Source organism: Methylovorus menthalis (assembly GCF_020523625.1).
In the GTDB taxonomy this organism is placed as follows: domain Bacteria; phylum Pseudomonadota; class Gammaproteobacteria; order Burkholderiales; family Methylophilaceae; genus Methylovorus; species Methylovorus menthalis.
The window spans coordinates 1,504,422-1,526,593 of the sequence record NZ_JAJAQH010000006.1 but is presented as its reverse complement, the minus strand read 5'-3'; the positions used below and the strand labels follow the sequence as shown (position 1 = coordinate 1,526,593).

Here is a 22,172-nt window from a genome sequence, read left to right as displayed (position 1 = left end):
GCGGTGGTCAGGGACATTCTTGGCATCAGCACAGCTTAACTTAAGGAACACTGATGGCATTGACGATGCCGGACAGCAATTCGCGTGCAATCTCGGTACGGCGCATTTCATAGACCGGGCTGAATACCAGGCGGTGCGCCACGGTTTCGTGGAACACGGCGTGTATGTCTTCCGGCAGCACGGCATCGCGCCCATTGAGCCAGGCATTGACGCGCGCAGCGCGCAGCATCATTGCCATACCACGCGGGCTGGCGCCTGCGATCACCAGGCGGTTGATATCCACGCCACTGATCTGTATGCCATATTGTCCTGGTGTCTTGGTCGCCAGCCACAGATTGAGGGCGTAGCGACGCAGGGCTGGGCTGGCTTGCACCTTATCCTGCACCAGTGCCGCAAATTCATTCAATTGATCAAACTGCAGAATACCTGCGGGAACGCGTTCTACCAGCGCATCCACGTTGTGGAAGCGCGTATCAAACATCAGCGATTCCATCACATCGGCATCGCTAGGGACCACGATGGGGATTTCCATCATGAAGCGATCGCGCGCGGCGGACGGGATTTCAAAGGTTTCTTCTTTTTCCACCTGGTTGCGGTCAGCAAATACCAGCATGTGCGGGAAGTGGTGTTCCTTGTTGAAGGCGGACAAGGTGCGCTCTGCCATGACACGCAGCAGCAGCGAGTGCACTTGCGGGCGGGCGCGGTTGATTTCATTGAAGAAGAATACGGCCAGGTTTTCGCCTTCAGATAGCAGTGGACCAGGGCTGACATGCGGGCGGCCATCTTCACCCAGATAAGTGTGGTATACCAGGTCGTTGGGCATCAAGTCGATGGTGCCTTCAATACGCTGGTAACCGCCGCCAATGCCGCGGGTAAAGGCACGCAGCAGGGTGGTTTTGCCTACGCCGACATCGCCTTCCAGCAACACGTGACCGCGCGCAAAAATGGCGGTGGTAATCAGCCGCACTGGCGACTCCTGACCGACGACCACCTTGTTGATTTCGGATTCCAGGTTTAACGCATGCGCTTGCCAATCGGCTAAAAGACGGTCACTCATTGACTTGATCCTGATGGTAGATAGAGGTGAATGTAAAAAAATGTTACGGCATCTTAGCCAGATTCCCGAGGGGTGTAAACAGATCGGTATACCCCTTGCAAAATATAGTTTATTTTCAAAGGGCTTTCGTTTCGAAGCGTTTCCGGCGAAAATACTGTTTTTTTACCGATCAGCATCCTACAAGCAGAATTACATGCAAAAACAAAACAGTTTCACTTTTGAAGAGCTTCTGGCCTGTGGCCGGGGCGAAATGTTCGGCGCTGGCAATGCGCAGCTGCCCTTGCCACCCATGCTGATGTTCGATCGCATTGTGTCGATTACCGAAGATGGCGGCAAATACGGCCACGGCCAGATCGTGGCTGAGCTGGATATCAAGCCTGATCTCTGGTTCTTTCAATGCCATTTTGAAGGTGATCCTGTCATGCCTGGCTGCCTGGGTCTGGATGCTATGTGGCAACTGGTAGGCTTCTATCTGGGCTGGATGGGCGGTGCTGGCCGCGGCCGTGCGCTGGGCGCTGGCGAGGTGAAGTTTACCGGTCAGGTATTGCCTACCGCCAAGCTGGTCACGTATCGTATTGATCTGAAACGCGTCATTATGCGTAAACTGGTCATGGGCATCGCCGATGCCCATATGGAAATTGATGGGCGTGAAATTTACAATGCGCAGGATCTGCGCGTAGGTTTGTTCACCCGCACCGACAATTTCTAAACTAATGCTCTGAAGTACAGAGCAGACTAACTTAACAGAGCAAAGCAGGGTGGCTGTATCATCGTCTGCATCCGGGGCTGATTATTCGAGCCCGGACATGAAAAAACGACTTTGTCACACGGTTACCCTAGACTCAAAGGTTCATCTGGCAAGCTGAACTCAATAATGTGAGGAATCACGAGATGCGTCGTGTTGTAGTAACTGGCATGGGGATCGTCTCCAGCCTAGGCAATAATAAATCCGAAGTGCTGGACAGCCTGCATGCAGGCCGTTCCGGTATTACTTTTCAGCAGGAATATGCTGATCAGGGGCTGCGTTCGCACGTTGCCGGGTCGATCAAAAACCTGAACGTGGAGGAATTGATTGACCGCAAGCTGATGCGCTTCATGGCCAAGGGTCACGCCTATGCCTGGCTGGCCATGCAGGAGGCGATTGCGGATGCTGGCCTGCCCAAGGAATTGGTTTCGAACATTCGTACTGGCCTGATCGTGGGACAGGGTGGTGCTTCGCATGAAAGCATCATGAACGGGATTGATACCTTGCGTGAAAAGGGCGTGCGTCGTGTTGGCCCTTACATGGTGACCAAGGCCATGGCGAGCGGTGTTTCCGCCTGCCTGGCAACCGGTGCCGAGATCAAGGGTATCAATTACGCGATCAGTTCTGCCTGCGCAACCAGCGCGCATTGCATAGGCGCCGGGCTTGAGCAGATTCAGCTTGGCAAGCAGGATATCGTGTTTGCCGGTGGCGGCGAGGAAGAGCACTGGACGCTGTCCTTCATGTTTGACGGCATGGGCGCGCTTTCCAGCAAGTACAACGACACGCCCGAAAAAGCATCGCGTACCTATGATGCCAACCGCGATGGTTTCGTGATCTCTGGCGGCGGCGGTATTGTGGTGCTTGAAGAATACGAGCACGCCAAGGCGCGCGGCGCCAAGATTTATGCGGAAGTGGTCGGTTATGGTGCGACTTCCGATGGCTACGACATGGTGGCCCCAAGTGGTGAAGGTGCCGAGCGCTGCATGCGCCTGGCTTTGCAGGGCGTGGAAGGTGGTGTGGATTACATCAATACTCACGGTACCAGCACCCCCGTGGGTGACCTGAAGGAACTGGAAGCTATCCGCGCCGTGTTTGGCGATAGCAATGCTGCGATTGCTTCTACCAAGTCATTGTCCGGCCATGCGCTGGGCGCTGCGGGTGTGAATGAAGCGATCTACACGCTGCTGATGATGGAAAACAACTTCATTGCAGCTTCTGCCAATATTGAAACGCTGGATCCGGCTGCTGAAGGCCTGAATATCGTGCGCCAGCGTATTGATAACGCCAATATCCAGACTGCGCTGTCCAACAGCTTTGGCTTTGGCGGTACCAACGCCACGCTGACGTTCTCGCGTCGCGGTCTGTAACCCCTTCCCGGCTGTGCGCCTCTGATTTTCCGAGAGTGCGCCGCCGGGTAAACTCCAAGCAAAATGAAAGCGCAGGCATGCTGCGCTGACAAAGGTTCAGTCGTTCAGTCAGTTGGCCGTGGGGTTGACCAGCAAGGCCGCTGCGACGTGACGGTCTTCTGCCATCAGGATGTTGTAAGTGCGACAGGCGGCGGCCGTGGTCATGCATTCCACCGGGATGCCGCGTGCGGTAAGCGATGCTGTCAGGCGGGGATGTACGAAGCGGTGCTTATCGCCAGTGCCCAGCAATACGACTTCGGGCGCCAGCTCGGCGATGCGTTCAAAATCCTGTACGGTCAGCGCATCAAATTCGGTCACCTGCCAATCGGTCACCAGCAGGTTGGGGAGCACCAGCAGGCTGCTGTGATAGCGCTGGGCATTCACCTCTACCCACTCGGGCGCATGTCCGGTAATCAGCTGGTTGCCAGCCGCCTGGGTCAAATGCAGTTTCATTGGTTGTCAGTCCTGGCTTTAAATTGCCTGATAAGGCTATGACAATGTAAGATAACACATTTTTTTCGTCAGGTTTTCCGCCGTGGATCCATTACTCAAGTCTTCCAAACTCAATAACGTGTGCTACGACATTCGCGGCCCGGTATTGGCGCGCGCGCGCGAAATGGAAGAAGACGGCCACCGCATCATCAAGCTCAATATTGGCAACCCTGCGCCGTTCGGTTTTGAGGCACCCGAAGAGATTCTGCAGGACGTGATCCACAATATGGATCAGGCTTCCGGCTATACCGATTCCAAGGGCCTGTTTGCTGCACGCAAAGCCATCATGCATTACACCCAGCAGAAGAGTATTGCGGGCGTGACCATTGACGACATCATCATCGGCAACGGCGTGTCCGAGCTGATCGTGATGGCGATGCAGGCCTTGCTGAATAACGGTGACCAGATACTGGTGCCCATGCCCGACTATCCATTGTGGACAGCGGCGGTGACCCTGGCTGGCGGCACGGCTCGCCACTACCTGTGTGATGAAAACACCGGCTGGCTGCCTGATCTCAAGGACATTGAGTCCAAGATCACCGCCAACACGCGCGGCATTGTCATCATCAACCCGAACAACCCGACAGGTGCGCTGTATCCGCGTGAAACATTGGAAGGCATTATCGAGATTGCCCGTCATCATGGCCTGGTGATTTTTGCCGACGAGATTTACGACAAGGTGCTGTACGACGGCAACACGCACACGTCCATTGCCTCACTGGCTGATGATGTGTTGTTCGTGACGTTCAATGGCTTGTCCAAGAATTACCGTACCTGTGGCTATCGTGCGGGCTGGCTGGTGGTGTCCGGTGAAAAGCGGCATGCTGGCGATTATATTGAAGGCCTGAACATGCTGGCCTCCATGCGCCTCTGTGCGAACGTGCCTGGGCAATTGGCTATCCAGACAGCGCTTGGTGGCTATCAGAGCATTAACGATCTGGTGGCCCCGGGCGGACGACTCTGCAAGCAGCGTGACCTGGCCTATGAGTTGCTGACGGCTATTCCTGGTGTTACCTGTGAAAAACCGGCAGCCGCCATGTATCTGTTCCCGCGGTTGGACCCCAAGATTTATCCGATCAAGGATGACCAGCAGTTCATTCTTGACCTGTTGCTGGAAGAAAAAGTCCTGCTGGTGCAGGGCAGTGGTTTCAACTGGAAAAAACCGGATCATTTCCGCGTCGTTTTCCTGCCCAATGTGGATGACCTGACCGAAGCGATCAAGCGTATTGCCCGTTTCCTTGAGGGCTATCGCAAGAAACACGGCACAGACAGTATCGCCGCTTGAAGCGGCCGCTCGCGTGGCCAGACTGGCCGCGCGAGAACAACTATTTAATTCAGAAGATCAGCGTGAATATGAAATCAATCAATGTAGGCTTGTTGGGTATTGGTACGGTAGGCGGCGGTACATACACCGTGCTGACCCGTAATCATGAAGAAATTGCACGTCGTTCCGGTCGTGATATCCGCATTACCCGTGTAGCTGACCGCAATCTTGAGCTGGCCCGACAAATCACGCAGGGCAAGGCCGAGGTGACGGATGATGCATTTGCCGTGGTGAGTGACCCCACGATTGATGTGGTGGTGGAATTGATTGGTGGCTATACCATTGCCCGCGAACTGGTGTTGCAGGCGATTGCCAATGGCAAGCACGTCGTCACCGCCAACAAGGCGCTGATTGCACTGCATGGCAAGGAGATTTTTGCTGCAGCGCGCGCCAAGGGCGTAATCGTGGCCTTTGAGGCGGCGGTGGCTGGTGGTATCCCCATCATCAAGGCGCTGCGTGAGGGCCTGAGTGCCAACCGCATTGAGTGGATTGCCGGCATTATCAACGGTACCACCAACTTCATTCTTTCCGAGATGCGTGAAAAAGGGCTGACCTTTGCCGATGTGCTGAAAGAAGCACAACGCCTGGGTTATGCCGAAGCCGACCCCACCTTTGATGTGGAAGGCATTGATGCCGCGCATAAGCTGGCGATTCTGTCTGCCATTGGTTTTGGCACGCATCCTCAGTTTGATAAAGCGTATACCGAAGGCATTACCCGCCTGGATGCTATCGACATCAAGTATGCCGAAGAACTGGGCTATCGCATCAAGCTGCTGGGCATTACCAAACGCAGCGAAGCCGGTGTGGAGTTGCGCGTGCACCCGACCCTGATTCCTGAAAAGCGCCTGATCGCCAATGTGAATGGCGCCATGAACGCCGTGGTGGTCAAGGGTGATGCCGTAGGGCCTACCCTGTATTACGGCGCCGGTGCCGGTGCCGAGCCTACCGCTAGTGCCGTGGTGGCTGATCTGGTGGATGTGGCGCGCATGATGGATGCGGCGATTGACCAGCGTGTGCCTTACCTGGCTTTCCAAGATGAGCAACTGCAGGATCTACCGGTATTGCCAATCAGCGACATCAGCAGCGCCTATTACTTGCGCCTGCGCGCCATGGACAAGCCCGGCGTGCTGGCGGAAGTAACTCGCATACTGGGGGATCGCGATATTTCGATCGACGCCATGATCCAGAAAGAGCCGGAAGAGGGCGAGGATCAGGCCGATATCATCATCCTCACCCATGTCACGGTAGAGAAAAACATGGATAGCGCGATCGCTGCGATTGAAGCCTTGCCTGCCATTGCAGGCAAGATCACCAAATTGCGTATGGAAGAACTGGGCCGATAATGAAGTACATCAGTACCCGCGGGCAGTCGCCTGCACTCTCGTTTACCGAAATCCTGCTGGGTGGCCTGGCGCCGGACGGCGGCCTGTATTTGCCCGAGCACTATCCACAGCTGAGCGATGCGGACCTGACACGCCTGCGCGGCATGAATTACAGTGATCTGGCATTCAGCATTCTTTCGCTGCTGGTGGATGATATTCCGCCAGCCGATCTGCGCGCGATTGTCGACAAGACCTACCGTGCGGACGTGTATGCCTACACACGCGCTGAGCAGAGCGCGGAGGACATCACGCCTACGCTCAAACTGGAAGACAATCTTTATCTGCTTTCCTTGTCCAACGGCCCGACCCTTGCCTTCAAGGATATGGCCATGCAGTTGCTGGGCAATCTGTTTGAATATGTGCTGGCGAAAAAAGGCGAGACCACCAATATTCTGGGTGCCACCTCTGGTGACACCGGCTCCGCGGCTGAGTACGCCATGCGCGGCAAAAAAGGCGTCAAGGTGTTCATGTTGTCGCCGCACAAAAAAATGAGCCGCTTCCAGACGGCCCAGATGTTCAGCCTGCAGGATGAGAACATTTTCAATATCGCCGTCAACGGCGTGTTTGATGACGCCCAGGATATCGTCAAGGCGGTCTCCAATGACGCTGCTTTCAAGGCCAAGCACAAGATCGGCGCTGTGAATTCCATCAACTGGGCACGCGTTGCGGCGCAGGTGGTGTATTACTTCAAGGGCTACTTTGCGGTGACCAGCAGCAACCCGGAAAAAGTCAGCTTTTCCGTGCCTTCCGGCAATTTTGGTAACGTGTGTGCCGGCCATGTGGCGCGCATGATGGGCTTGCCTATCGATAAACTGGTGGTCGCCACTAACGAAAACGACGTGCTGGACGAGTTCTTCAAGACCGGCGTGTACCGTCCGCGTGGCTCGGCCAATACCTATCACACCTCCAGCCCCTCCATGGACATCAGCAAGGCCTCCAATTTTGAGCGCTTTGTGTTTGATCTCACCGGACGCGATGCCGCCAAGGTGCGTGACTTGTGGAGCAAGGTAGATCAGGGCGGTGCCTTTGATCTGAATGAGGATGGCCTGTTCGCCCAGGTAGCGGATTACGGGTTTGTCTCGGGCAGCAGCAACCATGCTGCCCGCATGCAGACCATCCGTGATACACAAGCCAAGTATGGCGTCACCATTGATACCCACACTGCCGATGGCCTGAAAGTGGCGTTGCAAGTGCGCGATCCCGCCACGCCCATGCTGGTGCTGGAAACGGCATTGCCGGTCAAGTTTGAAGATGCCATTCAGGAGGCTCTGGGCCACAAGCCTGAGCGCCCCGCCAGCCTGCAAGGTCTGGAAGACTTGCCGCAGCGCTTTGAAGTGATGGATGCCGATGTGCAGGCCATCAAGCAATTCATTGTTGACCACACCGCCGATTAGGCTGGATTTACGCGGAAAGCCGTCACCTTATGCAAACCTATCATGATCTGATGCGCCATGTGCTTGAGCATGGCCACAAGAAAGAAGACAGAACCGGTACCGGTACCCTGTCCGTATTTGGTTACCAGATGCGGTTTGATCTGGCGGCTGGTTTTCCGCTGCTCACCACCAAAAAAGTGCATTTGAAGTCCATCATCCATGAGTTGCTGTGGTTCTTGCAGGGCAGTACCAATATTGCCTACCTCAAGGAAAACGGCGTCACCATCTGGGACGAGTGGGCCGATGCCGCAGGCAATCTGGGGCCGGTGTATGGCTACCAGTGGCGTAACTGGCCTAAGCCTGATGGCAGTCATATTGACCAGATCACTCATGTGGTGGAAGCCATCAAGCGCAACCCGGATTCGCGTCGGCTGATCGTATCCGCCTGGAATGTGGCCGATGTCGACCAGATGAAACTGCCGCCTTGCCATGCCTTCTTCCAGTTTTATGTGGCTGATGGCAAGCTGAGTTGCCAGCTGTACCAGCGCAGTGCGGATATCTTCCTGGGTGTGCCTTTCAATATTGCCTCCTATGCCTTGCTGACCATGATGGTGGCGCAGGTGTGTGGGCTTAAGATGGGCGATTTTGTGCACACTTTGGGGGATGCACACATTTATCTGAACCATCTTGATCAGGTAAAAGAGCAATTGTCGCGTACGCCGCGCAGCTTGCCCACCATGCAGATCAACCCGGACGTGCGTGATATTTTCGCATTCCGCTACGATGATTTCAGTTTGCAGAATTACGATCCATATCCGCCCATCAAGGCACCTGTCGCTGTTTGAGCTTGGCGGGAAGCTTTACTTTTCCTGCACAGGCATCACATTCCAATAACTATAATAAATGCCATAATCTGGCTGTAAGCTGTTGTCGGCATTGGTTTTGCTTGCAAATTCTTGCTGACTGTTTTTTTAATCACTATGGAGTTGTTACTATGAAAAAATTATCTGTTGGTGCTGCACTGGTAGCCCTGGCATTTGCCGCAAATAGCGCGGTTGCTGCCGATCTGGTGATCCCAAAGACCAAGGTTAGCCTGGAGAAGTGCCTAGTTGCTGCGACCAAGGCCAAGCCAGGTACCGTGGTAAAGGTGGAAATGAAGCTGGAGAAAAAGGTTCCGGTTTATGAATTCGATATCGAAGCCGCTGATGGCAAGGCTTGGGATGTTGAGTGCAACGCGCTGAGCGGCAAAGTGACTGAAATCGAGCAAGAAGTGAAGTCTGCTGAAGACCCACTGTTCAAAGCCAAGATGAAGGTCAGCGAAGCAGATGCACGCAAGACTGCACTGGAAGCCCATCCAGGTGAAATCACCGAAGTCGAATACGAAATCGAAGAAGATGGCGCTGCCACTTACGAGTTCGACATCGTGGGTAAGGATGGCAAGGAAATCAAGGTAGAAGTAGACGCGACTTCCGGCAAGATCGTGGAATCGCACAGCGAGATCTATCAAATCGGCAAGGAATAATCAGCAGCTCGATCGCTATTGATGCTATCCAATAAAAAACGCCCGTGAGGGCGTTTTTTATTGCCTGTCGCCAGGCAGCGGGGGAAGAAAAAGGGCGGACCTCCTCGGGGATTAGAGGCCCGCCACGGGGAAACGATCAGGCGTTAAGCTGGCGGCCTATGCTGAGGCGGACTTGCTCACCCACCGCCATGCGTGGGCGGTCGTATTGCGTAATGGTATGGGTGACGCCATCCACCATGCGCACCTGGATGATGTAAGCCGTCAGCTTGTCGTTATCACGAGCCTGCAAGGCTGGTTTCTGCAATACATGGTCCATGGCTTCATTCTCTACGGTGCGTATCGAAACAATCGTGCCGCAGCTGCTGCAAGCTGAAGAATGCTGATCTGGAACCGGCGCAGCAGCGGCCTGGGGCTTGGCAATGGCGGCGTCATGGTGACGGCCATCAGTCAGGCTTTGCGCCGCATCCTGTTTTTCTGAATGCACTGGGATCAGGCCAGTAATTGCTGCGCTGCCAAGCAAACTGAAGATGGTCAGTGCAACGGCAGCAACCAGTACCAGTGGATGCGTCTTGCGTGGATTTGGATTTTTCATAGTAATGCCCTCCCTTAGTATCCGTAACCTTGATGTCCATAACGGTAATGCCTGTCGTGCCCATGATCATGATGGCGTGGGCCGCGCCAATCGCGCTCGTAAACCATGTAGCCACGTGGAGCTGGCTGGTAGTAGACGCGAGGCGCAGGTTGGTAGTAAACCCGTGGTGCTGGGCGATAGCGAGGCTCGGCCTGATAGCGTGGCGTCTGTGAAGCAATTGCGACGCCAGCAGCTGCACCGATGGCACCGCCAATGATCGCGCCATCGCGACCACCGATGGAGGAGCCGACGATGGCTCCGGCACCGCCGCCCAGTGCACCACCGAGAATGGATGGCCCATTGACCTCCATGAAACCATCGGCCTGTGCTGTGCCGTTGAATGCGCATGCCAGTGCGAAGGCCGCGCAGGCGTGTGTGAGTGTTTTTTTCATCTTGTTTTTAAGCATGTGGATTTACCCCTTAACAACCAAACTGTTTTTAACCGCTTGCACACCCTGTACCGAAGATGCAATTTCTACGGCACGGTGCGCTTGCTGATCTGTATCGACAAAACCGCTCAGTATTACTTCACCCTTGTAAGTTTCCACGCTGATGTTGAGCGACTTGGTGCGGCTGTCGTGAACCAACTCATCGCGAATTTTTTCGGTGACTTCGGTATCGTCCAGAAAAGCTTCCAATCGCGACTGCTGGGCAGCCTGCTTGAATTGTTCAAACTCCTGCTCGCTCAAGCTGCCATTACGGTCGATATCGGCATTTTCAAAGTGTTGTGCGAGGTCCTGGTCTTGAACGGCCTCATCATGGTTCAGGCGATGATCCCGATTGTTGTCCAGCTTGCTGAAGGCACTGGCAAACGGTTGCACCAGCGGGCGATCAGCGTTGGCTGTTATGCCAGAGGCGCTGTAAACGCACAGGGCGAGACCGAGCGTCAGGGCTCGAGTGTTTGAAGTGAATGTGTGTGGCTCGTTTTTCATGTTGTTTACTTTAGCGTTACGCTTTGCTCACAAGAGATATGGCAAGTAGCGTGCCAACATGAAAATATTGTTTTAAATCAAATGATTAATGTATTTCGTGGGATTTTGAGCCACCGTGAAATCGTCGCTGAATAGCGACGCTCCACTTGGGTGTTTTTTTAAGGTATTGAATTTAAAGAGGTATGGGTGTCGCGAAAACTAGGCAGCTTGGCCGCTGGTGTCGTCTTTGAACAACGCCGGGGTCAATTGATGCCGTTGCAGAAGCTTGTAGAACTCGGTGCGGTTGCGTTGTGCCAGTCTCGCAGCTTGCGTGACGCCGCCGTTGGTTGCTTTCAGCAGTTTGATCAGGTAATCCCGCTCAAAATTCTTGCGCGCAATCTCAAATGGCACGATGCCGCCAATATCGTCCTGCAGGGCTTTTTGCACCAGCGAGGTGGACACAAGTGGGGTAGTCGAGAGCACCACCGTCTGTTCGACGATGTTCTGCAGTTGACGCACATTGCCCGGCCACGGTGCCGCAATCAGCAGTTCCATGGCATCGGGTGAAAATCCATTCAGATTCTTGCCGTATTTGGTGCTCAAGGCATTGAGGAAGTTATTGGCCAGAAGGGGAATGTCTTCGCGCCTGCCAGCCAAGGACGGAATATCCAGCGAGACCACATTGATGCGGTAATACAAGTCCTCACGGAAGCGCCCGGCTTTCATTTCCTCGGCCAGATTTTTATGGGTAGCCGAAATAATCCGCACATCCACTGCAATCGAGGTGTTGGAACCCACAGGCCGTATCACGCGCTCTTGCAGCGCGCGCAGCAGCTTGACCTGCAAGGGCATGGGCATGTCGCCGATTTCATCGAGGAAAATCGTGCCGCCTTCCGCGCTCTGGAACAGGCCTTTATTATCCCTGACGGCGCCGGTAAACGCCCCCTTTGTATGCCCAAACAGCTCAGACTCGAGCAGGGCTTCCGGGATCGCGCCACAGTTGATCGCCACAAAGGGACGGCGACTGCGTGGACTGGCTTTGTGTATGGCGCGGGCCAGCAGCTCTTTGCCAGTGCCACTGTCGCCTTGAATAAACACACTGGCATCCGACATCGCCATCAGCTTTGCCTGACTCAGCAGGTTTTCCATGTGCGGACTGCGCGTGATGATGGCTTCGCGCCAGCTTTGATCTTCCGTGCTATCGGCGGCCACATGGGCACCAGCGGTCAACCGCAGCGCGGCTTCAACCTGTTGCAACAAGGATTTGCTGTCAAAAGGCTTGGTCAAAAAGCCGAAAACGCCGCGCCGGGTGGCATCCACCGCTTCTGGAATGGAGCCGTGCGCGGTAAGCAGGATCACCGGCAGGGCTGGGTCAGCCTGATGAATGGCATCAAACAGCGCCAGGCCATCCATACGGGGCATGCGCAAATCGCTGATAACCAGGGCAGGCCTGCTGACGCCGATATGCGCCAGCGCCTCTTCGCCGTTGGCGGCAGTGACAACTTGGTAACCAGCGGCCACCAGGCGCATTTCCAGCAATTTAAGAATGTCGGGGTCGTCGTCTACTGCCAGAATCTTGCGGCCAGTCACGGGCGATAAAGCCAAAGCACTCATTTTTTGGGTCCTTGGTCACGATCTATCATGGTTTTTTCAATATCCTTGAGGTCATCCAGTTTTTTCTGAAGATTCATCATGCCGGTCTGCGCTGTGTCGGCACGCTTTTGCTCGTCGCGCAGACGCCCCAGCAGCCGGATGTTTTCGCCGACAAAGTCGCGCAATACGCCAAACAGGTTCTTTTCGTCGGCAGACAGCGTTTTCTCGGTCAATAATTCATCGAGCAAGATTTGGGCCTTCTGCGAATCACGCGTTTTGCTGGAAGGCAATGCATAGGCAATCGCCAGCTTGCTACGGGTGAGCAGGGGCAGTTTTTCCTTGCCATTGGTAGTGCTCAGGATCGCGACTTCCTTTTTTTGCGTATCGGCTGGCAAGTCGGTGAAATACTGCGCGTAATCCAGCAATGCATTATTGCTGACTACCGGAGTCTCGGATTTGACCTCGGTTTTGCTGGTATGTTCGTGATGCGTCTGCGCAGGCTCGGCAATCGGTGCCTGGGGTTTTGTGGAGGCGGGGGCACAGGCATTTAACAGCAGAGCTGCAAATAGCGGCACTGCTAATCGGGGCAGGCCCCCATAAGGGACGGTAGTCTTCATGGAATATTCTCCTAAAAATTCGTATAAACGCCGATATGTCTGGGCCGAAAACGGCGGCAAGACATACTGCTGACATGCCATGAAGGACGGCAATAAGGGCAAGGCTTGGTTTGCTAGGCGGCTTTGCTGGCCGGATGCAGCGGCAGGCGCACCTGGAAGTGGGCGCCATGTTCCGAAGGCAGCAGCATGATCTCGCCGCCGTGCGCATCTACATATTCTTTGGCAATCGATAAGCCTAGCCCGCTTCCACTGACCAGGCTTTCATACACGCCGTTCCCTTTGTAAAAAGGATCGAACAGTTTTGCCTTATCTGCCGCCATGACACCCGGGCCGCCATCATGGACTTCAAACACCAGACTGTCATCAGTTTGCCGTGTGCGCAAGCGGATGGTGCCGGATTTTGGCGTGTACTTGATGGCATTCGAGATCAGGTTGTCGACGATGGTGGCGACTTTTTCCGCGTCGGCTTTGAGGTGCACGGTCTCACAATCGCGCTCGATGGTGATCTGCTTGCTGCTCATGGTCAAGGCATAAGAATTCAATACATTTTCCAGCAGGGTGGGGAAGTCAAACCCACTTAATACCAGCTGTGGTTTTTGATATTGCACCGCGGAGTAATTCAGCAGGTTTTCTATCATTTTTTGCAGGCGCATGCTGCTCTCACGCAGGATGTTGGCGATTTCTTTCTGCTGCGGACTCAAGGCACCGCCAATTTCGTCGCTGAGTAGCTCACTGCCTTCGCGAATCGCGGTGAGAGGAGTTTTCAGCTCATGCGATACATGGCGCAAGAAGCGTTGTTTTTGCTGGTTGAGTTCGTCCAGTTGGGCGCGCAGCCAGTCCAGCCGTATGCCCAGAGTATGCAGGTCGCCGGGGCCATCGATGCTGATGGGTTCATCGTATTTGCCTTCTCCCAACCGCCTGATGGCGGCATCCATGCGTTTGATCGGCTGGGCGACCAGAAACGTGATGACGGCTGCGACCAGCAGGGCGACGGGAATCAGCGTCATGGTCTGGCTGATCAGCATTTCCTGCGTTTGTTCGGCGGTGCGCGCCAGAATCGCGGATTCGCGATCAATCAGGCGATTGTTTTCACGCAGGATATTCTGCGCCTGATCGGATAAATCCAGGAATTCGGCAATGGCTGCCTTGGCGGTTTCGGGGGTGGGTTGCAGTTGCACTACGGTGTCGTAAAGCTTGTCTTCCTGCTGGTTGATCGCTCTTAGCGCCTCCGCCTGGCTGGCGGTGATGCTGAGCCCACTGAGTTCTTCAATAGCATCAGCAAATTGCTCGTGCGCGCGGGTGAAGTTCACCAGTAATTGCACGTCGTGCAGTACAAAATATTGGCGGGCACTGCGCTCCATCAGCATCAGTTGTTCGGCAATGGCGCGGCTTGCGCGGGTGGCCTGCACGGACTGTGCGACTGTCGTACGACTTTTGTCGGCTAGCCGGTCCAGGTAAACGGCGGCATTACCAAAGGCAAACAACAAGGGAAGCATGGTCAGGGCAAAACCAAACAACAGCAACTTCAGGAATGATCTGGGATAAGCAATGCGCAACTAATCAATCTCCATGTTGGGGGCAATATCCATGTTCGGGTAGATCTCCAAGCTAAAACCAGGTGATGAGCTGGGTGGGAGATCGGTGATGTGTTGATTTATCATCAGTAATTCGATTTCTAGCGAGCAGGCAGCCGTTATAATACCGACATGCCTAAACTATCTCTTATCGTAGCCATCGCGCATGATGGCGTCATCGGGGTTAATAATACCTTGCCATGGCATTTGCCTGAAGATCTTAAACGCTTTCGCGCCTTGACCATGGGCCATCATATCATCATGGGCCGCAAAACCTATGAGTCGCTGAACCGCCTGTTACCGGGCCGCACCACCGTCATTGTCACGCGCAATGCTGACTATCGCGTTGAAGGCGCTCGGATTGTAAGCTCCCTGCAGGATGCCATTTCGCAGTCCGCAGGGGATGACGAAGTGTTCCTGATCGGGGGCGCTGAACTATACCGCGAAGGCCTGGCACAGTCAGACAGGCTGTATATTACTGAGATTGAGGCCAGTTTTTCTGGTGATGCTTTTTTCCCCACCATTGATTACTCTCAGTGGAAGCAGGTGGAAGAAGAACGCCATGTCAGTGTGAATGGTCTCATCTATCGGTACCTGACATACGATCGTTTGATCCAGACTTAATCACGGATGATTCATCATGGTGGCTGAAAATATGACCGATATTGAGAAGAAGTCACAGGCTGAGCCCACCGCCTGGTTTGCTCAGGCCCTGGCTTACATGCGTATCAAGCATTGGCAAGAGGCTGAGCAGGCATTGCGCCAGGCGCTGGAGAGCGATCCTGACTATGCTGAAGCGCATTGTAATCTTGGCTATGTGCTGGAACAGCGGGGTTGCCCTGATGCGGCGGAAGAAGCATATAGGCGCTCCATGGCGCTGGCCCCCTCCTTGCTGAATGCGGCACTGAATCTGGGAGTCATGTTGCAGAGCCAGAGCCGGTTTGATGAGGTTGAGGCCATTTATCAGCAAGCTATTCAGCAGCATCCTGACCAGTTGGGGCCATGGACTAATCTGGGGATTCTCTACACTGCCATGCAGCGCGATCATGAGGCCGAGCGTTGTCATCGCCAGGCATTGACGCTGGACCCGGATTATCGCAAAGCGCGATTCAATCTGAGTTATCTGCTGCTGAGGCAAGGCCGGTTTGAAGAAGGCTGGGCCTGCCTTGAAGCGCGTACCATGCCAGCGCAGGCGGGCTTCATTGATGCCCCACGCTGGAAAGGAGAGCCGCTCAGCGGTAAAACCCTCCTGCTGGTCTGCGAAGGTGGTCATGGCGATGCGCTGCAGTTTTGCCGCTACGCCATTTTGCTGCAGCAGCAATGGTCTGTGCGTTTGCATATTGTCTGCCCGCCCGCCTTGGAGCGCTTGTTTGCCATGCAATCGTTATTCGAGCAGGTATGGACAAAGGCGAGCAAGGCGAAATGCGACTACTGGTGCCCGCTCCTGAGCCTGCCGGGCTTATTCGACACCCGTATCGATAATATTCCCGCAGATACGCCTTATTTGCGGGTAGATGAAGAACTTGCCGCGCAATGGCAAGCATTGCTGCCTCTCGATGGGTTTCGAGTCGGCCTAGTCTGGAAAGGTAATCCCAAATTTGAAAATGACACCGATCGCTCCCTCCCTTCGTTGACTACCCTGAGTCCTTTGCGTCAATTTTCCAACGTGCATTTCATATGTCTGCAGCAAACCCCTGCGAGTGAAGCCAGTGAAAAGGCGTTAGGGATGAAGGGGTTGCCCGAGGTCATGGTGGATTTTGCAGATACGGCTGCTGTCATCACCGGCCTTGATCTGGTCATTTCGGTGGATACCGCTGTCGCCCATCTCGCAGGGGCCCTCGGCAAGCCATGCTGGCTGATGTTGCCGCATCACATGGCTGATTGGCGCTGGATGACGACCCGGGATGATAGCCCTTGGTATCCCACTCTCCGGCTGTTTCGTCAGGAGGTACGGGGGCACTGGGTCTACGTCGCAATGTGCATTGCTCTGGCCTTGCAGGCCAAACTTGAGGCGAAAGATACCCGCGAATAGGGGAGTGCAGAAATTTGCTTGCAGGAAGTATGAAGCACTCGCCTGATATATCAAGCGAAGTTGAATGTGCCGCATGAGGCGCGCCGACCAGAACGGTCAGCGCGTCATGGGTTTGGTTAAGCAGCGACGCAGTCCACGTAGTAATACGCTTTGCCATCCACCACTTGTTTTACCAGGCCATGCACATCGGTTTCAAAGCCAGGGAAGCGCTCATTGAAATCGCGGGCAAAACGCAGGTAATTCACGATAATTGCGTTGAACTGCTCCCCGGGAATCAGCAATGGAATGCCAGGTGGGTAAGGCGTCAGCAGCACGGCGGTAATGCGGCCTTCCAGCTCGTCGATCTGCACACGGTCAATCTTGCGATGCGCCATGCGGGCAAAGGCATCGGTCGGCTTCATGGCCGGAATCATGTTGGACAGATACATTTCGGTGGTCAGGCGTGCAACATCGTTGGCGCGATACACCTCGTGAATCTGGGTACACAACTCCTTGAGGCCAATACGCTCATAGCGTGGCTGCTTGGCAACAAATTCCGGTAATACTTTCCACAGCGGCTGGTTCTTGTCGTAATCATCCTTGAACTGCTGCAAGGCGGCGACCATGGTGTTCCAGCGGCCTTTGGTAATGCCGATGGTGAACATGATGAAGAACGAATAAAGGCCGGTCTTTTCCACGATAACACCGTGCTCGGCCAGGTATTTGGTGACGATGGCCGCGGGGATGCCAAACTCGTCCGAGAACGACCCATCGACATCCAGGCCGGGGGTGATGATGGTGGCCTTGATCGGGTCCAGCATGTTGAAGCCTTCGGCCAGATTGCCGAAACCGTGCCAGCGTTCGCCAGCTTTCAGCATCCAGGCTTCGCGCTCTTCAATGCCTTCTTCAGACAAATCGTCCGGGCCCCAGACTTTGAACCACCAGTCGCTGCCCCATTCTTCGTCCACCTTGCGCATGGCGCGGCGGAAATCCAGGGCTTCCATGATGGATTCTTCCACCAGGGCTTTGCCACCCGGCGCTTCCATCATGGCGGCTGCCACGTCGCAGCTGGCAATAATCGAATATTGCGGGCTGGTGGAGGTGTGCATCAGATAAGCTTCATTGAACACATCGCGGTCCAGGCGGTTGTCTTCCGCATCCTGCACCAGAATCTGTGAGGCTTGGCTCAGGCCCGCCAGCAGCTTGTGCGTGGACTGGGTGGAGAACACCATGGAGTCCTTGCAGCGTGGGCGGTCAGCACCAATGGCGTGATAGTCACCGTAGAAGTCATGGAAGGTGGCATGTGGCAGCCAGGCTTCGTCAAAATGCAGGGTGTCGATCTTGCCATCCAGCATTTCCTTGATTTCTTCCACGTTGTAGAGCACGCCGTCGTAGGTGGACTGCGTAATCGTCAGTACCCGTGGCTTGGCATTCTTGTCGGTGGCGAACGGGTTGGCTTCAATCTTTTTCTGGATGTTTTCCCAAGCGAATTCCTCTTTGGGAATCGGCCCGATAATGCCGAAGTGATTGCGCGTTGGCATCAGGAACACCGGCACGGCGCCGGTCATGATGATGGAGTGCAGCACCGACTTGTGGCAGTTGCGGTCCACCACCACGATATCGCCGGGGGCGACGGTGGAGTTCCACACGATCTTGTTGGAGGTCGAGGTGCCATTCGTCACGAAATACAAATGGTCGCAGTTGAAAATGCGGGCCGCATTGCGCTCGGAAGCGGCAACCGGGCCGGTATGGTCCAACAGCTGGCCCAGTTCGTCTACGGCATTGCAGACGTCAGCACGCAGCATGTTTTCACCAAAAAACTGATGGAACATCTGGCCGACGGGGGATTTCAGGAAGGCCACGCCACCGGAGTGGCCGGGGCAGTGCCAGGAATAGGAGCCATCGGCTGCGTAGTGGGTCAGCGCGCGGAAGAACGGCGGCGGCAGGCTGTCCAGATACGTGCGCGCTTCACGCACGATGTAGCGGGCCACGAATTCCGGCGTATCTTCAAACATGTGGATGAAGCCGTTCAGTTCGCGCAGGATCTCATTCGGGATATGGCGGCTGGTGCGGGTTTCGCCATGCAGGAAAATCGGGATTTCCTCATTGCGGTAGCGAATTTCGTCAACAAATTTGCGCAGGTTATCCAGCGCTTCGGGCTTCTCTTCGACGAACTCTTCATCGTCAATCGACAGGATGAAGGCCGAGGCGCGACTTTGCTGCTGCGCAAAGGAGGTCAGGTCACCATAACTGGTCACGCCCAGCACTTCAAAGCCTTCTTCTTCGATGGCTTTGGCCAGCACGCGTATGCCGAGACCGGAGGAGTTCTCCGAGCGAAAATCTTCATCAATGATGACGACAGGAAATCTGAACTTCATATAGGCCTCCGAAGGCTGCCCGAAATGGCGAAAGGAGCGGAATATAGCACGTTTTCGTGACGTGACAAGCCTTTGAGCAGTAAAGCTTTGTCCGTGTGGAATCGAATATGCGGATTGGAGCGGCTTAGCGGCCGAACGTTCATAAAAATGTCATATTGGCGTATGCATTTTCTGGAGGCCGGCGGGGGCAAAATTGCTGCTTTTCAGGGGGTGTGTCCAAGGTGGTCTGGGTATGCCTGACCAGCCCAGGCGAAATTAAAGCCTGGGCATATCTTCGGGGCAATTGTCCTAGAGTTGCATCAGCGCATCGCGCACGCGCAATTCGTCGACGCCTTTGCCGATGAAGACAATGCGCGTCAGTGGCTCGTCTTCGTCCCAGCCTTCCAGCAAGGTAGGCGGGTAGAGCGTATGTTGCACGGCATGCACGGCAATCGGCGCAGGCTGATCTTCGGCGTGGATAATGCCCTTGAGTCGCAGCAATTGCTCGCCAAACGTCGCGCAAAGCCATTTCAGCACCGGCTCCAGTTGATCCCAGGTCAGCGGCTTGGGCAGGGTGACGGTGAAACTGACAATCTCATCATCGTGCACGGCCTTGGGCAACATGCCGCGGCCCGCCTTGGAGCGCGTGGGTGCGCGCAACCAGCGTTGAGGTTGCGCCTGCTTGCCATCCTGGCTGAACAGGCCAACATCAATCAGGTGCATGGGGTCAATCTCGCCATGGCTGATCAGATGCTGTGTGGCACCGGGGTTGAGCTCAGTGAGCATCGCTGCCAGCGCTTCCTGCTGTTCGGGTGTGGCTAGGTCAGATTTGGTCAGCAACAGCACATCGGCCACCGCGGCCTGTTTGCGTGCTTCACCGTGCTTTTCAATCTGCTGGATGCCATATTGACTGTCGATGGTGACGACTACGGCATCCAGTCGGTAGGTGGAGCTGATCACCGGTTCATTCATCAGATTGGCGAGGATAGGGCCGGGGTCGGCCATGCCGGTGGTTTCGATCACGAGCCGCTTGAATTCGGGAATGGCGGAAAGCGCCCGCTTGAAGAAGAGATCGCGCAGGGTATCTGCCAGCTCATTGGTCAGCGTGCAGCACAGGCAACCCGAGCTCAACAACACGGTATTGTCGGCGACATGCTCGCTTTCCACGGTGCGGGCCAATATGTGGTCCAGCCCGGCTTCGCCCAGCTCGTTGATCACCACCGCCGTATCCTTCATGCCGGGGTTGTTGAGCAGCTTGTTGAGCAGGGTGGTTTTGCCACTACCGAGAAAACCGGTGAGCAGGGTGACGGGAATGCGGGGATCGTGGCTCATGGGTGACCTGTTGCTGAGGGCCAAAAGGCAAAGTTTAAAGGGGCAGCCGAGTGTTGTCGGTTACGGGACTTGCATCAAACCAGGCTGTTACCTGACCTGGCGTGATCGCTCAAGTTCTATTGTAGCCGCAGAAGTTCGCGCTGGAAAACGCGTCATGCCGCGTCTTGTTCCACATCATGCGCGGCATGCCACGGCGGGAAAGGGTCGGGCAGGTTGCGCCAGCCGGATATTCCGCTGGCCATTTCTTCATCGGTCAGCAGGCAGGCATCAAAGCCTGCGCGTATCGCGGATTCGTCCATGTTCATGCCGATGAGTACCAGCTCCTGTTGCCTGTCGCCCCATGGGTCCAGCCAGCGACTCTTGATCATGGTCAGGGCCTCTTCATCCTGCGGCCAGTAGTCTTCCGGCGTGGCTGCCCACCACATGCCCGCAAGTTCATTACGTGAAATCGCGCCCGCTTGTGACCAGTTGGCGCAGAAATCAGGACGGCTGGCCAGCCAGAAATGGCCTTTGGACCTGACCACACCTGGCCACTCCTGGCCCAGCCATGCCCACAGGCGTTCTGGATGAAACGGTTTGCGCGCCCGGTAGACAAAGCTGCTGATGCCATATTCCTCGGTTTCAGGCACGTGTTCGCCACGCAGCTCCTTCAGCCAGCCAGGGGCATCCTGTGCGGCTTCGAAGTCAAAGCGGCCGGTATTCAGCACGCGATCCAGCGGCACCTTGCCGAAACTGCTGTGCACGATGCCGGCACGCGGATTCAGTGTCTTGAGTATGCCTTCCAGTTGGCCGATGTCGGCAGGCGTCATGAGATCGGTTTTGTTGAGGACGATCACATCGCAGAATTCCACCTGCTCGACCAGCAGGTCGACCACGGTGCGCGTATCCTCTTCCCCCATGGTTTCTCCACGGTCCGCCAGAAAGTCACGCGAGCTGTAGTCGCGCAGAAAATGGTAGCCATCGACCACGGTGACCATGGTGTCCAGACGCGATACATCCGACAGGCTGACATCGTTTTCATCGCGGAAGGTGAAGGTCTCGGCGACTGGCAAAGGCTCCGAGATACCAGTGGATTCGATGAGCAGGTAGTCAAAGCGGCCTTCGGCGGCCAGGCGGCGGATTTCCACCAGCAGGTCTTCGCGCAGGGTGCAGCAGATGCAGCCATTGCTCATCTCCACCAGCTTTTCTTCGGCGCGCGATAGTGCCGCGCCGCCTTCGCGTACCAGGCGGGCGTCAATATTGACTTCGGACATGTCGTTGACGATCACCGCGACGCGGCGACCTTCGCGATTATTGAGAATGTGGTTGAGCAACGTGGTTTTGCCGGCGCCGAGAAAGCCGGAGAGCACGGTCACGGGAAGTTTTTTCATGGGATGTCTTTCGCTAGGGAATGTGGCTGGTATCGGTGGTGCTCAATGCCCGAACTGGCGTTCGCGACGTTCGTGTCTTTCCTGGGCTTCCACGCACAGCGTGGCAGTGGGGCGTGCCAGCAGGCGCGCAAGGCCGATGGCTTCGCCAGTTTCTTCGCAGTAGCCATAACTGCCATCTTCAATCCGGCGTAGGGCAGCATTGACCTTCTTCAGCAATTTGCGCTCGCGATCGCGTGCCCGCAGTTCCAGCGTGCGGACTTCTTCCTGGGTCGCCCGGTCGGCCGGATCAGCCGCATCTTCGGTTTCGCGCAGGTGCTCGCCGGTATGCGCGGCGTTATCGCTGATTTCCGCCCTGAGGCTTTGCAGCAGATGGGCAAAGTACGCCAGTTGCTCGCCGTTCATATAGTCGTTGGCGGGCATGGCGAGTAGCCGTTGCGGTGTCAGGTCTTGTGGCATGTGGATGAGCTGGGGTTGT

The 22,172-nt window shown here is 55.4% G+C and carries 21 protein-coding genes; 9 read left to right on the top strand and 12 right to left on the bottom strand.

Translation table 11 applies throughout. From position 1 onward, the window contains the following. Positions 1-40: 40 nt before the first annotated feature. Positions 41-1,057, bottom strand: a complete 1,017-nt coding sequence (locus tag LG204_RS13055; protein WP_230337685.1) for an AAA family ATPase — start codon at positions 1,055-1,057, stop codon at positions 41-43. Positions 1,058-1,250: 193 nt separating this feature from the next. On the opposite strand from LG204_RS13055, the gene fabA reads away from it, so the two are divergent. Together fabA and fabB are read left to right on the top strand one after the other, a co-directional pair. After that, positions 1,251-1,766: a 3-hydroxyacyl-[acyl-carrier-protein] dehydratase FabA gene (gene fabA, locus LG204_RS13050; protein ID WP_230337684.1), complete on the top strand. Its 516-nt coding sequence runs from the start codon at positions 1,251-1,253 to the stop codon at positions 1,764-1,766. A 182-nt stretch (positions 1,767-1,948) separates the two neighbouring features. Next, positions 1,949-3,169 carry a beta-ketoacyl-ACP synthase I gene (fabB, locus tag LG204_RS13045; RefSeq protein WP_230337683.1) on the top strand — a complete coding sequence of 407 codons (1,221 nt, stop codon included), beginning with the start codon at positions 1,949-1,951 and terminating at the stop codon, positions 3,167-3,169. A 108-nt stretch (positions 3,170-3,277) separates the two neighbouring features. Here fabB and LG204_RS13040 read toward each other — a convergent pair whose 3' ends face one another. Continuing rightward, positions 3,278-3,661 (bottom strand): Mth938-like domain-containing protein, encoded by a 384-nt coding sequence (locus LG204_RS13040; RefSeq protein WP_230337682.1) that lies wholly within the window; start codon positions 3,659-3,661, stop codon positions 3,278-3,280. 82 nt (positions 3,662-3,743) lie between these two features. On the opposite strand from LG204_RS13040, the gene LG204_RS13035 reads away from it, so the two are divergent. The 5 genes from LG204_RS13035 (at position 3,744) to LG204_RS13015 (ending at position 9,301) form a co-directional block, all read left to right on the top strand. Beyond that, the gene (locus LG204_RS13035) at positions 3,744-4,985 is read left to right on the top strand and encodes a pyridoxal phosphate-dependent aminotransferase (RefSeq protein WP_230337681.1); all 1,242 of its coding nucleotides are present in this window, start codon (positions 3,744-3,746) and stop codon (positions 4,983-4,985) included. A gap of 68 nt (positions 4,986-5,053) precedes the next feature. Next, positions 5,054-6,367 carry a homoserine dehydrogenase gene (locus LG204_RS13030; RefSeq protein WP_230337901.1) on the top strand — a complete coding sequence of 438 codons (1,314 nt, stop codon included), beginning with the start codon at positions 5,054-5,056 and terminating at the stop codon, positions 6,365-6,367. After that, on the top strand, positions 6,367-7,800 hold the full coding sequence (thrC, locus tag LG204_RS13025; protein WP_230337680.1) for a threonine synthase: 1,434 nt from the start codon (positions 6,367-6,369) through the stop codon (positions 7,798-7,800). The genes LG204_RS13030 and thrC overlap by 1 nt, the downstream gene beginning before the upstream one ends. Positions 7,801-7,829: 29 nt before the next feature. Continuing rightward, positions 7,830-8,624: a thymidylate synthase gene (locus LG204_RS13020; protein WP_230337679.1), complete on the top strand. Its 795-nt coding sequence runs from the start codon at positions 7,830-7,832 to the stop codon at positions 8,622-8,624. 149 nt (positions 8,625-8,773) lie between these two features. After that, positions 8,774-9,301 carry a PepSY domain-containing protein gene (locus LG204_RS13015; protein WP_015829681.1) on the top strand — a complete coding sequence of 176 codons (528 nt, stop codon included), beginning with the start codon at positions 8,774-8,776 and terminating at the stop codon, positions 9,299-9,301. Positions 9,302-9,437: 136 nt separating this feature from the next. On the opposite strand, the gene LG204_RS13010 is transcribed toward LG204_RS13015, so the two are convergent. From LG204_RS13010 to LG204_RS12985, 6 genes are all read right to left on the bottom strand, one after another. Continuing rightward, positions 9,438-9,893, bottom strand: coding sequence for a hypothetical protein (locus tag LG204_RS13010; RefSeq protein WP_230337678.1), 456 nt, complete (start codon positions 9,891-9,893; stop codon positions 9,438-9,440). 14 nt (positions 9,894-9,907) lie between these two features. Next, positions 9,908-10,339 (bottom strand): glycine zipper domain-containing protein, encoded by a 432-nt coding sequence (locus LG204_RS13005; RefSeq protein WP_230337677.1) that lies wholly within the window; start codon positions 10,337-10,339, stop codon positions 9,908-9,910. A gap of 6 nt (positions 10,340-10,345) precedes the next feature. Continuing rightward, positions 10,346-10,864: a BON domain-containing protein gene (locus tag LG204_RS13000; RefSeq protein ID WP_230337676.1), complete on the bottom strand. Its 519-nt coding sequence runs from the start codon at positions 10,862-10,864 to the stop codon at positions 10,346-10,348. A 198-nt stretch (positions 10,865-11,062) separates the two neighbouring features. Continuing rightward, positions 11,063-12,457, bottom strand: a complete 1,395-nt coding sequence (locus LG204_RS12995) for a sigma 54-interacting transcriptional regulator (protein WP_230337675.1) — start codon at positions 12,455-12,457, stop codon at positions 11,063-11,065. After that, a complete protein-coding gene (locus tag LG204_RS12990) occupies positions 12,454-13,053 on the bottom strand; it encodes a hypothetical protein (RefSeq protein WP_230337674.1) in 600 nt (199 codons plus the stop codon). The genes LG204_RS12995 and LG204_RS12990 overlap by 4 nt, the downstream gene beginning before the upstream one ends. A gap of 113 nt (positions 13,054-13,166) precedes the next feature. Continuing rightward, on the bottom strand, positions 13,167-14,609 hold the full coding sequence (locus LG204_RS12985) for a sensor histidine kinase (protein ID WP_230337673.1): 1,443 nt from the start codon (positions 14,607-14,609) through the stop codon (positions 13,167-13,169). A 150-nt stretch (positions 14,610-14,759) separates the two neighbouring features. On the opposite strand from LG204_RS12985, the gene LG204_RS12980 reads away from it, so the two are divergent. Together LG204_RS12980 and LG204_RS12975 are read left to right on the top strand one after the other, a co-directional pair. After that, entirely contained in the window at positions 14,760-15,251 is a 492-nt protein-coding gene (locus tag LG204_RS12980) for a dihydrofolate reductase (protein ID WP_230337672.1), read from the top strand. A gap of 16 nt (positions 15,252-15,267) precedes the next feature. Continuing rightward, positions 15,268-16,659, top strand: coding sequence for a tetratricopeptide repeat protein (locus LG204_RS12975; RefSeq protein ID WP_230337671.1), 1,392 nt, complete (start codon positions 15,268-15,270; stop codon positions 16,657-16,659). A 116-nt stretch (positions 16,660-16,775) separates the two neighbouring features. Here LG204_RS12975 and LG204_RS12970 read toward each other — a convergent pair whose 3' ends face one another. The 4 genes from LG204_RS12970 to dksA form a co-directional block, all read right to left on the bottom strand. Then, on the bottom strand, positions 16,776-19,016 hold the full coding sequence (locus LG204_RS12970) for an arginine/lysine/ornithine decarboxylase (RefSeq protein WP_230337670.1): 2,241 nt from the start codon (positions 19,014-19,016) through the stop codon (positions 16,776-16,778). Between the two features lie 288 nt (positions 19,017-19,304). Beyond that, the gene (locus LG204_RS12965; protein WP_230337669.1) at positions 19,305-20,327 is read right to left on the bottom strand and encodes a CobW family GTP-binding protein; all 1,023 of its coding nucleotides are present in this window, start codon (positions 20,325-20,327) and stop codon (positions 19,305-19,307) included. 152 nt (positions 20,328-20,479) lie between these two features. Continuing rightward, entirely contained in the window at positions 20,480-21,697 is a 1,218-nt protein-coding gene (gene zigA, locus LG204_RS12960; RefSeq protein WP_230337668.1) for a zinc metallochaperone GTPase ZigA, read from the bottom strand. Positions 21,698-21,739: 42 nt separating this feature from the next. Further along, on the bottom strand, positions 21,740-22,153 hold the full coding sequence (gene dksA, locus LG204_RS12955; RefSeq protein ID WP_230337667.1) for an RNA polymerase-binding protein DksA: 414 nt from the start codon (positions 22,151-22,153) through the stop codon (positions 21,740-21,742). Positions 22,154-22,172 lie beyond the last annotated feature (19 nt).